Source organism: Streptomyces sp. NPDC030021 (genome assembly GCF_055574035.1).
Genome location: NZ_JBVIAH010000040.1, coordinates 18,679 through 33,476 on the forward strand (window position 1 = coordinate 18,679; position 14,798 = coordinate 33,476).

The 14,798-nt window shown below is 71.3% G+C and carries 13 protein-coding genes; 6 read left to right on the forward strand and 7 right to left on the reverse strand.

What is annotated here, in order from left to right; translation table 11 throughout:
- Window positions 1-16 precede the first annotated feature (16 nt).
- Complete coding sequence (locus ACZ4YL_RS40435) at window positions 17-484, reverse strand: hypothetical protein (RefSeq protein ID WP_468123436.1); 468 nt, start codon at window positions 482-484, stop codon at window positions 17-19.
- A 264-nt stretch (window positions 485-748) separates the two neighbouring features.
- On the opposite strand from ACZ4YL_RS40435, the gene ACZ4YL_RS40440 reads away from it, so the two are divergent.
- On the forward strand, window positions 749-3,214 hold the full coding sequence (locus ACZ4YL_RS40440; RefSeq protein ID WP_468123437.1) for a SpoIIE family protein phosphatase: 2,466 nt from the start codon (window positions 749-751) through the stop codon (window positions 3,212-3,214).
- A gap of 104 nt (window positions 3,215-3,318) precedes the next feature.
- On the opposite strand, the gene ACZ4YL_RS40445 is transcribed toward ACZ4YL_RS40440, so the two are convergent.
- Window positions 3,319-4,557, reverse strand: coding sequence for a GNAT family N-acetyltransferase (locus ACZ4YL_RS40445; protein WP_468123439.1), 1,239 nt, complete (start codon window positions 4,555-4,557; stop codon window positions 3,319-3,321).
- Window positions 4,558-4,833: 276 nt separating this feature from the next.
- Here ACZ4YL_RS40445 and ACZ4YL_RS40450 point away from each other — a divergent pair, with 276 nt between their 5' ends.
- Window positions 4,834-5,214 (forward strand): hypothetical protein, encoded by a 381-nt coding sequence (locus tag ACZ4YL_RS40450; RefSeq protein ID WP_468123440.1) that lies wholly within the window; start codon window positions 4,834-4,836, stop codon window positions 5,212-5,214.
- A 108-nt stretch (window positions 5,215-5,322) separates the two neighbouring features.
- Here ACZ4YL_RS40450 and ACZ4YL_RS40455 read toward each other — a convergent pair whose 3' ends face one another.
- The 3 genes from ACZ4YL_RS40455 to ACZ4YL_RS40465 all read right to left on the reverse strand — a co-directional run bounded on the left by ACZ4YL_RS40455 (window position 5,323) and on the right by ACZ4YL_RS40465 (window position 9,918).
- Window positions 5,323-6,909, reverse strand: a complete 1,587-nt coding sequence (locus ACZ4YL_RS40455; RefSeq protein ID WP_468123442.1) for a DUF7405 family protein — start codon at window positions 6,907-6,909, stop codon at window positions 5,323-5,325.
- 175 nt (window positions 6,910-7,084) lie between these two features.
- Window positions 7,085-8,287, reverse strand: a complete 1,203-nt coding sequence (locus tag ACZ4YL_RS40460) for a lanthionine synthetase LanC family protein (protein ID WP_468123443.1) — start codon at window positions 8,285-8,287, stop codon at window positions 7,085-7,087.
- The gene (locus ACZ4YL_RS40465; protein ID WP_468123444.1) at window positions 8,284-9,918 is read right to left on the reverse strand and encodes a class III lanthionine synthetase LanKC N-terminal domain-containing protein; all 1,635 of its coding nucleotides are present in this window, start codon (window positions 9,916-9,918) and stop codon (window positions 8,284-8,286) included. The genes ACZ4YL_RS40460 and ACZ4YL_RS40465 overlap by 4 nt, the downstream gene beginning before the upstream one ends.
- Window positions 9,919-10,158: 240 nt before the next feature.
- Between ACZ4YL_RS40465 and ACZ4YL_RS40470 the strand changes: the two genes are divergently transcribed.
- Window positions 10,159-10,284: a hypothetical protein gene (locus ACZ4YL_RS40470; RefSeq protein ID WP_468123445.1), complete on the forward strand. Its 126-nt coding sequence runs from the start codon at window positions 10,159-10,161 to the stop codon at window positions 10,282-10,284.
- Complete coding sequence (locus tag ACZ4YL_RS40475) at window positions 10,277-10,534, forward strand: hypothetical protein (protein WP_468123446.1); 258 nt, start codon at window positions 10,277-10,279, stop codon at window positions 10,532-10,534. The genes ACZ4YL_RS40470 and ACZ4YL_RS40475 overlap by 8 nt, the downstream gene beginning before the upstream one ends.
- Here ACZ4YL_RS40475 and ACZ4YL_RS40480 read toward each other — a convergent pair.
- Window positions 10,531-11,115 carry a hypothetical protein gene (locus ACZ4YL_RS40480; RefSeq protein WP_468123447.1) on the reverse strand — a complete coding sequence of 195 codons (585 nt, stop codon included), beginning with the start codon at window positions 11,113-11,115 and terminating at the stop codon, window positions 10,531-10,533. The two genes, ACZ4YL_RS40475 and ACZ4YL_RS40480, sit on opposite strands and share 4 nt — an antisense overlap.
- Window positions 11,116-11,278: 163 nt before the next feature.
- Here ACZ4YL_RS40480 and ACZ4YL_RS40485 point away from each other — a divergent pair, with 163 nt between their 5' ends.
- Complete coding sequence (locus ACZ4YL_RS40485) at window positions 11,279-11,968, forward strand: SMI1/KNR4 family protein (protein ID WP_468123449.1); 690 nt, start codon at window positions 11,279-11,281, stop codon at window positions 11,966-11,968.
- A 476-nt stretch (window positions 11,969-12,444) separates the two neighbouring features.
- Here the strand turns inward: ACZ4YL_RS40485 and ACZ4YL_RS40490 are convergent, their stop codons facing one another.
- The gene (locus ACZ4YL_RS40490) at window positions 12,445-13,212 is read right to left on the reverse strand and encodes a hypothetical protein (RefSeq protein WP_468123450.1); all 768 of its coding nucleotides are present in this window, start codon (window positions 13,210-13,212) and stop codon (window positions 12,445-12,447) included.
- Window positions 13,213-13,734: 522 nt separating this feature from the next.
- Between ACZ4YL_RS40490 and ACZ4YL_RS40495 the strand changes: the two genes are divergently transcribed.
- Window positions 13,735-14,798: ATP-binding protein (locus ACZ4YL_RS40495; RefSeq protein ID WP_468123451.1), on the forward strand; the 1,064-nt coding region annotated here is incomplete at its 3' end.

A 14,798-nucleotide genomic window follows, 5' to 3' on the forward strand; every position in this document is an offset into this window, starting at 1 on the left:
CGGGTCGATCGTGCGGTCAGCGAGCCTGCGGTGACGCGCTGGTGAGGAACCTTTCGAGCGCGAGACGTGCCGTCTCCCCCCGCTCCGCGCGGTCCTGTTCGTCCTGTGCCCCATGAATCCCGGTCGTGGCGTCAAGAGCCTCCTGGGCCAGCTGGATCAAGACGGAATCGCCGCAGACGAGGTGGACTCGGCAGAGTGCTGCTGTCGAGTCCGCCCGCCGCTGGTAAGACGCTTCACGAGCGCTGATGAACCGAGGGCTGTCCGGGTCGGCCTGTTCCACGTGCCAGCGGTCGTTCTGGCTCCGGCGGAAGTCGGTGAGAGCCGCCGCGAAGGCGCTGTAAGCGCCGATCCGTTCGTGCCACAGCCGTTGATCCCGGGCGAACCGTTCCGCCTGCCGGGCGAAATGCCGTTGGAAGAAGAAGGTGAGGGTGGACCCGGCCAGCGTGGCGAAGACGGCGACGAGACCGGTGAGGACGGCATTCATGTCGTCAGGATCCCCAGCCCCGGTGCATGGCATCCGCGCCGTCCACGACCCCCGCCCGCCCCCACCGGCGGGGCCGGGCAGGGGCCGGGCGGGTTGGACCCGCCGGACTGGGGCGCATGGTGGGCGACCCTCTGCCGACGTGCGGCGGCGCGGCGATACTGAAGGTATGCCGACTGCTCGACCCCCTGATCTCTGATCACTCTGGGTAGTCGCTGGGGCAATGCCCGCTGTGCGGTCCGTTCGGCAGGTCGAAGGGTGGCAGCGATGGACGCACCGGTGCCGGGATCGGGCGAAGTGCCCGAGGACCCGTTCGCGCTGCACAACTCGGCCTCGGCGGTACTGGACGCCCACGGCAGGGTCGTCGGCTGGAGCGAGCGCGCACAGGAGCACCTCGGCTACCTGCCCGATGAGGTGCTGGGCCGCAGGGCGGTCGAGTTCCTGGTCGATTCCCGTGATCGTGAGGCGGTCCTGGACGCAGCGGCCGCGTGCGAGCGCGACCGGGGCTGGTCCGGCGTCCTGCCCGTCCTGCACCGCAGCGGGCGGCGGGTGGAGCTGGGTTTCCGGGCCCGCGCCGTTATCCGGGCCGGCTCGGCCCGCGAATGGTTCCTCGTCGTCGCCCCGGCCGAGGAGGTGCTGCAGTGGGAGACGGACCGGTCGGTCCTGGACGGTCTGTTCCGGCGCTCCCCGATCGGTCTGTCCGTCCACGCCCCCGATCTGAGGATCCTGCGGATCAACCGGGCGCTGGCCCGGTTCACGCAGCTTTCCGCGGCGGAGATCCGGAGCCGGCGCATCGGCGACTTCCTCATCGGTCCGGATGTGAAGACCATCGAAACCCGGCTGCGACGGGTGCTGGAGACGGGCGCCCCCCTGATCTTCACCGAGCAGCCCTGTCACCTGAGGAGCGACCCCGACCACGAGCGGGTGGTGTCGGTGTCGGCGTTTCGGATGGAGGACCCCTCCGGCGGGGTCCTCGGGGTCACCCAACTGGTGGAGGACGTCACCGACCGCTACCGGGCCCGGCGGCGGCTCGCCCTGCTCAACCGGGCGAGCGCCCGCATCGGGACCACACTGGATCTCGCACAGACCACCCGGGAACTGGCCGACGTCGCCGTCCCCGACCTCGCGGACGCCGTCTCGGTGGATCTTCTGGAGTCGGTGGCCCGAGGCGACGAGACCGCGGAGGTCCGCAGAATGGCCGTCCACTCGGTCGCGGCAGAGGCGCTGCAGGTGATGTACTCCGCCGGAGAGGTCTTCCGCTTCGACCCTCGTACCCCGCACGCCAGGTGTCTCGCCGAACAGCGGTCCATCCTCGAACCGGTGCTCCGGAGCAGCCCCGCCTGGTACTTCGAGGACCATGAGCGCAGACGGCGCGCCCTCGACCTGGATGCGCACTCACTGATCGTCGTACCGCTGACGGCCCGCGGTCTGCTCCTCGGCCTGCTCGGCCTGTGGCGGGCCGAGCGGCCCGAGCCGTTCGAGGAGGACGACCTCACGCTCGCGGAGGAATTCGCCGCGCGGGCCGCCCTGTGCATCGACAACGCCCGCCGCTACACCCAGCAGCACCAGGCCGCGCTGACCTTGCAGCGCAGCCTGCTGCCGCAGGAGTTGCCGGAAAGCAGCGCGGTCGAGGTCGCGCACCGCTATCTGCCGGCCGATCCCGCCACCGGCGTCGGAGGTGACTGGTTCGATGTCATCCCTCTTTCCGGAGCACGCGTCGCCCTCGTCGTCGGCGATGTCGTCGGCCACGGTCTGCACGCCGCGGCCACCATGGGCCGCCTGCGTACGGCCGTGCACACCCTGGCCGGCCTCGACTACGCCCCGGACGAGGTCCTCTCCCACCTGGACGACCTCGTCAACCGCCTGGCAGATGAGCAGGAGCCTGCCGACGGAAGCTCGCGGGGCCGGCAGATCGTCGGCGCGACGTGCCTCTACGCGGTCTACGATCCCACCTCCCGGCGCTGCACCCTGGCCCGGGCGGGCCACCTGCCGCCCGCCGTGGTGACCTCCGACGGCGCGGTGAGCCTGCCCGACCTTCCCGAGGGGCCGCCCCTGGGACTCGGCGGGCTTCCGTTCGAGTCCGCCGAACTGGAACTCGCCGAAGGAAGCCTGCTGGCGCTGTACACGGACGGCCTGGTCGAGGCCCGTGGCCTCGACCTCGACGAGGGACTCGCGCGGCTGCGGGAAGCCCTGGCCCGGCCCGGCCGCTCGCTGGAGGAGACCTGCACGGCGGTGCAGGAGGCCCTGCTGCCGGATCACCCACCGGATGACGTCGCACTGCTCCTCGCCCGCACCCGCGTATTGGCGCCGGAGCAGGTCGCCTCCTGGGAACTGCCCGCCGAACCGACCGCCGCCGCCCGGGCACGGCACCTGGCGGAGGCCACACTGACCGGGTGGGGACTGGAGGAGCTGGCCTTCACCGCCGAACTGGTCATCAGCGAACTGGTCACCAACGCCTACCGGTACGGCGGCGGCGCGCCGGTGACCCTGCGGCTCATCCGCGATCGCAGCCTGATCTGCGAGGTCTCCGACAGCAGCAGCACCGCTCCGCACCTACGGCGGGCACTCACCACCGACGAGGGCGGGCGCGGTCTCTTTCTGGTGGCCCAGCTCACCGAACGATGGGGCACCCGCTACACCCGGGACGGCAAGACCGTCTGGACGGAGTTCCCGCTTGTCGCAGCAGCGGAGGGGTACTCCGCGGCCATGGCGAACCGTGCGCTCGATCGGTGACGTCAGGCGAGTCGAAGCCACGTGGTTCGAGGCAGGACTCGACGCCGTACCGGCCGCCGAGCCATGGCTCCCCGCCCGGATCGGCGGTCGCTCCGGCAGGCGGCCTAGAAGGAGTGCGGCAGCCAGGGGGCGGCTTCGTTGCCGAAGGCCAGTGAGGCCCGTTCGAGCGTTCCCCCGCTCAGCTCACCGGCCCGCCCGGCCCGTGCGAGGGCGGTCAGCGGGACGCCGCCCAGGTAGGCGGAGGCCAACGCCCGCACCGACAGGGTCACATCGGCAGCCGCGCGGGTACGCGTGCACGAGGCGCCCCCTTGGTCCCCCGCGAGCCGCCAACGGCCCCCGTTCCAGGGGCAGAAGGAATCCTCGATCTCCAGGACGACGTCGACGGGGACGCGGTAGGTGCGGGCTCCGAGCGCGGCGCCCACATCCACCAGCCGGACGAACAGCCCGTCCCGCAGCTGCCTTTCGCATCGGCGGATGTCGGAGACGAGGTGCTGCCAGGCATCGTCCGCCGGGCGGTTCTGCGCCACGAGCGTCGAGGTCAGATCGATCCCGAAGAGGAAGCGCCACAGTGCCGCGTACGCGGCCGGATCCCGGGCTTCGAGGTCGCGCAGCACGATCGTGCCGCGTGGGCCCGAGACGTCCCACTGCGGTGTGTTGTGGAACCGGGCGTACCCGACCGTCGCCCCGTCCCGCTCGGCGACGACGCACTGGAGCGGTGAGCCGCCGTCCCGGCCGCCGCCCTGGGGTGCCAGCACGGCCAGGCGCTCCCACCCGGGTGCGCGGGCCGGCATGCCCGGGCGGCCGGCCACCTGGTCCGCGTACACCGCTTCGCAGGCCGGCAGGGCGGACAGCGGATCGGCGTACCGCAGGTGCACCCCGTCCCTGCCGGGGCCGGCCGGCACCTCCAGGCGTACGCGCGCCGTGTCGATCGTCGCCGACAGCTGCTGCGTGGCCATGCCGTAGCCGAAGCGGCCGTAGATGCCGGGCTCGGACGCCACCAGGGCCGCCAGAGGTTCACCCCGTTCGCGGACGTCGTCCAGCTGGCGTCGCATCATCGCCGTCATCAGCCCCTGCCTGCGGTGCGTGGCGGCCACGCTCACCATCGTCACCCCGGCCGTGTCGACCGGGGCCGCGCCCGGTACCGACAGGCGCAAGGAGAAGGCTCCGGCGGTACCCACGCACGCGTCGCCGTCCCAGGCGCCGATGGACCGGTCGTGTTCGGTCAGGTCCTCCCACAGCTCGCGCGCCTCCGGGGGCGTGGGCGGGCCGCCGAAGGCCCGTTCCAGGGTCCGGTACCAGGTGTCCCATTCCTGGGCGTCCAATGTCCGCAACTGTGGCGCCATGGACCACGTCTACCAGGGACTTTCCGTCGCGGAGGCTTGCGGGGCGGCGGTGCCACCCGACTGGGCCATCGCTCGGATCCGGCCGCGTCGCAGAGGTCGGGGCTTGACGATTCACCGCCGAAGATATGACACTCAGAGTGCAAGTTGTTTTGTCTGTATTTGTAGCCAGTGCTTGCTTTCTGTAATGAAAGGCGAGACATGTCTGTCTACAGCACCCGAGTGTGCTCCCGGCCGAGCCGAGCCGGGGCGCCTGTGCGGTCGGCCCGGCCCGCGCGCATGCTCGCCTACGCCGCCGCAGGAGCGGCCGTGGGCGGTGTCTGGGCCCTCGGCGGGGACACGCCCGCGTGGGAGCACGCACTGCGCGTCCTCGTGGTGGTGCTCTGTGTCAGCGTGGCCGGACGCTTCGTAGGCCGCCGTCTCGCCCGCGCCGGGCGCACCCCGGTGGACCGCGGCCTGTTCTTCGGTCTGGTGGCGGCGAAGGTGCTCCTCGTGGCCGTGGCCCTGGTCGTCGACTGGCTCGCAGGCCTGTGGTTCCCCGAACCGGCTCTGATCACCGCCGGGTTCCTGTTCGTGCTGGTGACCGTCGGCGGTCCCGCTCTGCACGGCCGGTTGTCGCGCGGCACCGGGAGCCGGGAGGCGCGGGCCGCGCGCGCGTAGCGGCGGCCCGGCCGCAGGCGGTCACGCCGGTCACCCGCCGTCGACCTCGGTCGCTTCGTGCCGACTTCCTCCTCGCGTCGACGCCGGCACGAAGCGACGAGCCGGGCCTCAGAGGAATTCGACGAGGGGGAACGCCCGGTGGCGACGCGGCGGCGTCAGGAAGTTCTGCCGCCGAGTTGCCGTCAGGAACCGCTCCAGCCCGTTCTCCTCCTCGGGGACACCGTGGGCCGCCGCCAGGTCGAGCGAGGCCTGATGTGTGCGCATCGTGGCGAAGAAGTCGGCGGTCGGGACGAACACCGTGAACTCCAGCTTGGGCTGGAGGGACCCGTCCGGCACGTCCATGGTGCTGTAACCGGGCCCGTCCATGCGGACGTGCAGCGGCTTCCCGTCGGCCGTGCGTGACGACCGCTGCAGGCAGGAGAGGTGGCCGATCCGGCGCTCCCCGTCCGGGGTGCCCCGGCCCTGGGCGCTCAGCAGGGCGTCGTCGGTGCCCTGGAAGCTGTTCGGCAGGAACGCAGGACCTCCGCCGTCGGTGATCTGGTCGGCGTTCCCCTGCGAAGGCGGCGGCGTGGAACGGAACATGTACTGGACGCGTTCGGTGAACGAGGCGTCGTCTCCTGGCACACCGGCGTCGTCGACGTCGTAGAACTGCTGGAGGTCCATGAGGACGTGCGAGAGGTGCTGGACGGCGCCGGAGTCGAAGTAGGAGCCCGGCTTCGCCGTGGTGAGGCCGCTCGCACGGAAGGTGACGGCGTCGGCGGCGGCGGTTCCGGCGGTCTGCTGGTCCGCGAAGCCCATCCACATCGGCGACCGCGGATTGACCATGAACGCGTAGGGGGGCGACGCGTCGTCCGCCAGCTTCCTGGGCAGTCCGATCTGGGTGAACATCGCCCGGGCGGAGGTGAAGGACAGGAGGTCGGAGAGGGGCGGTGAGGGCTGGGGACGGCCGGCGAGGGTCTGACTCCCGCCGAGCCACCCGAGTACGTCCTGGATGTTGGCGGCGTGGTCGCTGCGCAGGGTGAGCAGCAGGTCGTTGCCCTCGATCGCCACCGGCACGTGGAACTTGCGTTTGACGATGCCGCTGTTGGCGGGGGACACGTCCGTGGGGCCCGGCACCGCTTCCTCCAGGGCGTACCGGTGCGCCGCCGAGCGCAGGCGCGGCATGTGCGCGGAGACCGGATGGCCCTGCAGACCCCCGGGTAACCGCTGGAAGTACGGAAGGCCGTACGCGAGGAACGTGAACACGCCCGAGGGGCTGAAGGGGTACGCGCGCTCGATGGCGGCCAGCGCCCCGGTGAGCTTGACCTGGTCGATGCGGGTGGGTGGCCGCAGCAGGCGGGCGGTCACGAACAGCGTGTGCACGGGGCCCAGCTGGACTTGGACCCCGTCGACGTCGGTGACCGGTGCGATGAAGTCCGCGATGTCGAACTGGATGTCGGGGAGGGCGGCTACCTGGCCGGCCCCGCCGCCGCCCCCGCCCGCTGCTGCGAGCGCGGTGTTCCTCGACGGAATGACCGAGGACTGTCCAAGCAGTTCCAGACTGGCCACGGCCGCGGCCAGTACGCCGCCCCGCAGGACGCTGCGGCGGGTACTTCCGGCCGCGCTGCGGGGATCGGGGCGAGTCGCGGCGGCCGGGAGCCGCGGGGCCGGGTGGGTCCGGGTGCCGTCTTCTGACTTCTGTGCGTCTTCCGTCACGTCTTCCACTCCTGGATACGGGGCGGTCCCGGCAGCCTGCCGGGCCGTGGGGCTGAGCGCGGCACCCCTCCCGCACGGGGTGCGGGTCCGCGTACGGGAGGGGAGCCCTGACGGGCATTGATTGCACTCGGAGTGCAATCAATGCGTTCAGCATACGCACGGCGCGAGCGTGCTGTCAGGGGTTCGGGCCGTCTGCCGCGCCGTCTGCCTGGCCCTCTGCCTGGCCCGCTGCCGGCGACGCGGAGGCCCATGACACCGACCATGGACGCGGACCGCCGTGGCGCAGCCGCAGGAGGAAGTCGAGGATCCCCGCCGCCCCGTTCCCGTACTCCGAGCCGCTGGTGGCATCGGCGACGAGGCGCAGCCCGCCGGACGCGCAGTGCTGGGCGTCGATGACCGCGGCGATGCCCTCGGCGTGCGTACGGTAGTGGGCCTCTCCCGTGATCTCGGCCATGTCCAGGAGGAAGTGTCCGGTCCCCGCGTTTCCGCAGCACGCGCCCGCGATGGCCCGCCACGGATCGCCGACGACGGCCGCCGCGGCCTGTTCGGCGAGGTCCGCGAAGCGCCGCAGACCGGTGGCCGACCCCAGCCGGACGAGGAAGGTGCCGATGCCGGCGGGCCCGTTGCACCACTGTGTGGCCGGCCGGAACTGCGGTTCGCCCCCCACTTCGGCAGGCCACGCGGCCCGGCCGTCCTCGACGCGGGCGGCTCTGACGAGCGTGTCGCCCGCGCCGAGGGCGGCGGCCGCGAACCGGCCCGCGTCCCCGGTGCGCCCGCGGGCCTCGGCGGCGGCCGCGGCGGCCAGGAGGAAGTTTCCGACACCCGCCGTCCCGTGGGCGAAGCCGTACGTGTGCGCCCCCGCGAGTACGGAGTCCGTGTCGTGGGAGGTCGGCCAGGTCCAGTCGCCGTCCGCCCGGTCGGCGGCGTCCAGAACGGCATCGGCGCAGGCGAGCGCCGTGTCGAGGAGCGAGTCGCGGGCGGTGGCCCGCCACAGGTGCAGGCGCGCGGTGCCCGCCCCGGAGAGGCCGTGGGTGACGTCGGGGCTCGGCCAGCGGGTCGGGAGCCGCTCGGCGAGCGTGATCGCCCGCTCGGCCATGGCCGTGTCACCGAGCAGCCGGGCGGCGTCGTAGAGCGCCCAGGCGGTGCCGGAACGGCCGAAGCACAGGCCGGGAAGCAGTCGGTCCACGCTGAACAGGCGCTCGTCGAGCCAGCGGGCCGCCTCGGCGACGGTGGCGAGCAGGGAGGTGCTTCCGCGGGCCCGCGCGGCGTGGGTGAGGGTGGCGAGCACGCCGGCCGCCCCGTTCCAGGTGTTGCAGGGATCGCTGCGCGGCACGTTCCATTCCGGTGCGGGCCACAGGGTGGCGCGCCAGGGGGTCATGGTGCGTTGCAGGTGGGTGAGACCGTCGTCGAGCAGCCGGTCGATGGCCGCCTGCCGGTACGGGGGAGTGCGGCTCGCGGGGCCGTGGCCGTGGCCGCGGCCGGGGCCCCGGGCGCAGTGGTGCTCGGCCCGGTCGGCCCGGCCAGCCAGGCCAGGGCGTGCGGGAGGGGCCAGCGGGCGCCGGGGTCGGGGCGGGTCAGGCCGTCGATCAGTTCGCCGAACGGTGCCAGCGCGGGATGGGCGAGAGCGATCAGCGGGAGCGTGGGCTGTGCGTCCTGCGTCCGGACGACGCCGTCGGTCCAGCCGGCCGCCCACCGTGGATCGAGGTCGGTCAGAACGGAGAAGAGGAGCACCCCGAGGCTGAAGCGGTCCGCCTCCGGTCCGGCCACCTTGGCGGCCTCCGCGGGCGACGCGTGCAGGCCCAGTGCTCTGACCTCGGGTGCGGCGAATCCCCGCGTGTACGCGGGAGCCCGTTCCTGCCCCGCTTCGACGACGTACTCCGTGTCGATCAGCCGGAGGTCCCCGGCCGGGGCGACCATGACGTTGTGCGGCTTGAAGTCGCGGATCACGAACCCTGCCTCGTGAACGGTCCGCAGCAGGGTCACCAGCCGGGTCACCGTCGCGGCCGCCTCGTCCGCGCCGGGTCCGCCGTCCCGGGCGCGCGCCGACTGCCACAGGTGCAGGGGCTGTCCAGGCACGAGCTCCTCGGCGAGGAACAAGTCCCCCTGCTCGTCGAACAGATGCACCTTCCCGGGCGTGACCCCCAGCGGTGCGAGCTGATCCAGCATCCGGGCCTCGTCCCGCAGCCGGTCGCGCACATCGGTTCCGTCCAGGCGGGCCCCGACGTGGGCCCGCGCGTGCTTGACGATGACTTCGAGGCCCGTTCGCTCGTCCAACGCCCAGTAGACGCCGCCCTTGTTCGCGTGCCGGATGGCCCGCACCACCTTGAACCGCCCGCCTAGCAGCACCGGTGCCGCCGTCGTGGGGGCGACGGATTCGTCGGGGAAGGGGTAGGTGGCCCATGGCGGGAAGACGAACCCCGCGGTGCGCTCGTCCTTGATCCTGCTGCCGTCCGGGCCGGTCATCCAGGGTTCGAGGACACCGTCGTCGGTCAGGATCATGTCGCCGCTGAACTGCCCGTACCGGAAGGAGACGAGGCTGCCGGGCCGCACCGGCCTGTCGGACAGGATCCGCGGTCCGCTGAGCCCGGCCGTCGCGACGTCCAACTCGCGTGCCAGGATACGGAATTGGTCGTCGTCCTCCGGGTACACGGTGATGAATTTCCCGCCCGTGCCCCGGTCGTGCCAGACGTCCCCGAGACGTGTGACCCGTTCAAGATCGACGGCGAACTTGAAGGAAGCCGTGCGGCGTACGAGCACCTCCGCCGAGCGGGCGAGAACGAGGGCGGCCGACAGTGGCGTCGCCGACACGTGGAGCTTCCACCCGTGTGCGCGCCGCACGGCGATGTCCGGAGGCCGTGCGAAGCACCACGAATCCGTCGGCTGCACGGTCCACCGCTGACCTCCTGAGCGACTCAGCACCGCACGTGTCACATCGAGCAGCAGGAACGAGTCGGCCGACTCGTCGTGCGGCCGGGCGGGAGGCGGATGCGGATCCGGATGCGTGGTCATGGGGGTCGGCGCTCTCCTGGATCCTCGTCGGATCCTCAGGCGTTCACGGTCCGTGTGCGCAGCTCACCAGTCTATGCCCGCCCCGTCACGCCTTCCCGTCGGCGCGAACGGGGCCGACCGTAAGTATTTGCACTCGGAGTGCAAAGAAATCCCCAAGTCCGGTGTTATGTGGATTTGTCGGGGTATCGACCTTCTGTCGGGCCGAGGTGACCCGAGAGGTTCGAGGAGAGAGGCAAGGCGATGAACGGGACGACGACCGACCTCAACGCTCTGGAACTGCTTCCGCAGGAGCAGGAACAGGAACTGTCGGAGCGGGACTGCACCGGCTGGTCCAGCTGCACCCTCACCCTGGCGGCCGATGAATGACCCGGTGAACACCGACCCGCTGATCCGAGTCGGACCGGCACCCCGTCCGGCAGCCGACTGGGTGGCCGTGCAGGCGCTGCAGGGCGGCGCGGTGCGAACGGGTGCCCTGGGGAAGCGGCAGGAGGAACTCGCGCCGATCATCGAACAGGCCCGAAGAGACCGCGAGGTCGTACCAGTCCGCGTCGAGCCGCTCGACGATCCGCGCCCTCCCGTTCTTCCGCCCTCAGGAGACCGGCCGGACAGCTCCTAGACGGCTTGGGTGCCGGCAGCCTGCGCCTGCTTGAACGCCTCCTCACAGGCAGGAGTGCTGTTCGTGGCCAGGAGCGAGAGACGCTCACGCGCGCCGGGCCTCTTCTCATGCACCACCAGGAGATGCCATGTGCCTTTGGTCAGCGAAGACGCGACGGTGGGGGGCCTCTTCCATCGCCCGGTGAGCCGCCATCGGTGGCTGGTGAGGCCGTCCAGGAGCGCGGCCAACCGCGCGTCGCTCACGTGCTCGTAGGATTCCCAGGGTGCCAGGCACCCAGGCACCATGAACGACAGGGGCGGGGCGACCGGCCCCAGCCCGGCAGTGCCGGTCGCGGCCTCGAAGTCCGCCGTGACCTGCTCAATCGTCGGCCCCGGACCGGAGTACAGGAGCCCCGACGAGGCCGGCTCCGCCACCCACCCGGAAGGCTCCGGCTCCGGAGCCAGCAGTGAACCGCCGATGATGAATCCCAGTCCGGCGAGCACGACGGCGGTCGCTTTGAGTCTCTTTCTGTTCCTGGCGCCGCTCCCGCCGTCGGGCGCGGCTTCGGGCTCGGTTTCGATGATGTTCTCGGTCCCACTCATGTACGCCCCCACCCCCGTGACGGTGCTGCCCGGTCGGTCGGGACAGGGCAGCTGTGGCAGGAGTTTCACACGCTCTGCCGCACACGAGGCAGGCGGGGCCTTCCACCGACGTACGGCTGAGCGCTTCAGGTCCGCTGTCACTGGCACCGCGTACGGTCTGGGTATGGTCGATCAGCAGTGGAGCGGGGTACGTCAGCGTGTGGTCGCGTTGGGCTCCCAGCCGTCGAACGGCAAGGTGTTCGGCTCGCTCGGGCACGGGTGGGTCCTGGAAGACCCGCTGGACGACGACGGACTTGCCGAACTTGAAGCGCAGGTAGGTGTGCGGTTGCCGGATGACTACCGGAGCTTCCTCACCTGCGTGGGTGCAGGCGGCGCGGGTCCTGCGTACGGCCTCTTCCCCGTTCGCCGCGTGCAAGGCCGCTGGCGTTGGGAAGGGGACGGCGCAGACCTGGCCGATCCGGCCATGCTCGCCCAGCCTTTCCCTGACCACGGTCCGGATCCCGAAGACCTCGACGCACTTCTCGCTGTTCGTCCCGAGGAAGAGGACTTCGGCGAGATCGAGGACTTCGACGACGCCATCGAAGCGTGGGACGAACGCTGGGACGCCCTGATGTTCGCCCCCGAGCGCACGGCCGGCGCCATCGTGATCTCCCACCTCGGCTGCGCTCAGCGGGAGTGTTTGATCGTCAACGGCACCCACCGCGGCACCATCTGGTCCGACTGCCGGGCGGACGACGCCGACCTCGTCCCGCTCCTCGACCAGGCGGGGAAGCCGATCACCTTCGCCCACTGGTACATCGACTGGCTGCACAAGGCGGAGCTCACCGCACGCCAACCAGCTGCGAACGCCTGACGCCTGACGCCGGACACTGTGCACGGCGCTGCGATGATCGGCCTGGGGCATCGCCTGCCGGCCGCAGTGGTCGCGGTCGAGTCGGACGGGACCTGCCCGGACGCTGATCGGCTGCGGCCTCGGCCACAGCGTCCGCGATGCCTACCGGAACGGGCCGCACCATGTGGAGTTCCCTCCGATCCCGGGATCCTGAGCAGGACGGACCGTGCTCCCGTCGACTGGCCGGAGGAGATCGGCGCGGCCCCGGCGGCCGCCGGGGAGCCGAAGGACAGCGGACGGCAGGGGATCGACGCGCGCGCCCGCCGCGTGCCGATGTGCACGGACGATGGTTCCCAGCCGTTCGTGGCGACCACAAGTCCTGAGACCGAGTGGTCAATTGGAGTGCTCGCACAGGCCAACCGAGCGCTTCTGAGTGCTCTTCCGTGACGACTGCGCACGAGGGACGGCCATGCGGGGTGGACCCGCACAGCCAGGCGTCAGCGGCCGCCGGCGTCCCGGAGGGCTGTGCCGGCGAACTCCTTGGTCCGCTCGACCGCCTGCGTCATGGCGAAGTGCCGGTTGCCGCCGGGCGGGAAGTAGTCGATCGCGCCGACCGCGCCGTAGTCCGCCCAGAAGCAACTGGCCATGGGGAAGCCGTCGGCGAGGTTGTGCCGACAGGCGAGTGCCAGGGTTCCGGCGGCGACGACGGTCGGCTCGCCCACTGCTGCCCGCTGTCCGCCGGGCGGCAGGGAAGCGGCCATCGCCTTCTGCACGGCGGCCACCGGGTCGGGCACGGCGTGGAAGAGTTCTGTTCGGGCGATGAGGTCCGGCGCGGCTACCGTCATCCCGGACTTGGTCAGCTTGATGAGCGGGAAGCCCCGGCAGGTGGTCACGGTCTCGTCGGTGCCGTTCGAACGCGGGGTCAGGTCGTCCACACCGGAGAGGCGCAGGTCCCAGCCGTCGCCGAATCGGAACGTGGAACTCCCCTCTTCGCACTCCAGCTGTTCCATCACGGGAAGTCCGACGGTGGTGGGACGGGTGCCCGGATCAGGTGCGAGCCGGCCGGCGGCCGGACCCGGTGTTGCGCTTCCCGGCGCGCCGGGCCCGCCCGCCGTACTCGCAGAGGCGGACGCGCCCGGCGCGCCGGGGGCGGTGGACACGGCGGCGGGTGACGCCGCTCCGCCGGCCTCCGGCCCGCATCCGGCCCCGAGCGCACCGAGCACTCCGAGCGCCGCCGCCATCCGCTTCGTGCCTTGCCTGCCCATGCCCCGTGTCCCCCCGACGCCGAAAACGATCAAGAGAACCATACGGGAGGCGCCGACGCAGGGCGGAGGTCTGCCCGTAAGGGGGCTCATCGAGGAGGTCGGATGCGGCCCGTCCGGTGCGGCGCCATCGCAACACCACGCAACACGGTGTGATGGTGAACTCGTGCCTTGATCGCTCACCTCAGACAGCCCGGCAAAGCCCGTGGAGGGCGATCTGAGCCCTTCTGGTGAAACTTTCATGGGGGGATCAATCTCCCCTCCTGGTATCGCCTCGCAGTGCCGCCTGGGGGCCTTCTTGCCCTATCGCGAGTCGGGTCGGCCGGTACAGTGGAGCAGTCCGGTCACGAGGTGCGCGACCGGACTTCAACGGCCGAGGGCGTGCTTCGCCATGCCCTGGAGCGGCCCACCAGTCAGCGTCCCCATCGCTGTCGTGCGTGTGCGCGACAGCTGAGTTCGTCGTGTCTGAAAGTGAGCATCGCCTTGACCGAATCCGGCGTTCCGGCACTCAGTACCAACTCCAAGATCACCAACGCGGGCCCTGTGCCCGGTTCCTACGACGCGCGTGCGATCCAGGTTCTGGACGGCCTGGACGCGGTCCGCAAACGTCCCGGCATGTACATCGGCTCGACCGGGGCGCGGGGCCTGCACCACCTGGTGCAGGAGATCGTGGACAACTCCGTGGACGAGGCCCTGGCCGGGCACGCGGACACCATCGACGTGACGATCCAGGCCGACGGCGGAGTACGGGTCACCGACAACGGCCGCGGGATCCCGGTCGGGCTGCACCCGGGGACGGGCCGGCCGGCGCTGGAGGTGGTGCTCACGGTGCTGCACGCGGGCGGCAAGTTCGGCGGTGGCGGCTACTCGGTCTCCGGCGGTCTGCACGGGGTGGGCCTGTCCGTGGTCAACGCCCTGTCGACCCGCCTGACGGCCGAGGTCCTGGCGGACGGGTTCCGGTGGAGCCAGATCTTCGAGCGCGGAGAGCCGACCGGACCGATCGCTCGTCACGAGGAGACCGACCGGACCGGCACCACGATCACCTTCTGGGCCGACAACGCCATATTCGAGACGACCGAGTACTCCTTCGAGACGCTCTCACGCCGCTTCCAGGAGATGGCCTTCCTCAACAAGGGTCTTACCTTGACCCTCACCGATGAGCGCGCCACCGCCGCGGCGGCCGAGTACGACGACGAGGGGTCACCGCGGGTGGTGTCCTACCGGTATGACGGAGGCATCGCGGACTTCGTCCGGCACCTGGGCGGCCGCAAGGGCGAGCCGGTGCACCCGAGCGTGATCGGCGTGGAGGCGCAGGACCCGGGACGGTTGCTGTCGGTGGAGATCGCGATGCAGTGGAACGGCCGGTACACCGAGAGCGTGTACTCGTACGCGAACACGATCCACACCCACGACGGCGGCACCCATGAAGAAGGTTTCCGTACCGCGCTGACGACGGTCGTCAACCGTTACGCGCGGGACAAGAAGCTGCTGCGCGAGAAGGACGACAACCTCGCGGGTGAGGACATCCGTGAGGGTCTGACGGCGATCATCTCGGTGAAGCTGGGCGAGCCCCAGTTCGAGGGCCAGAC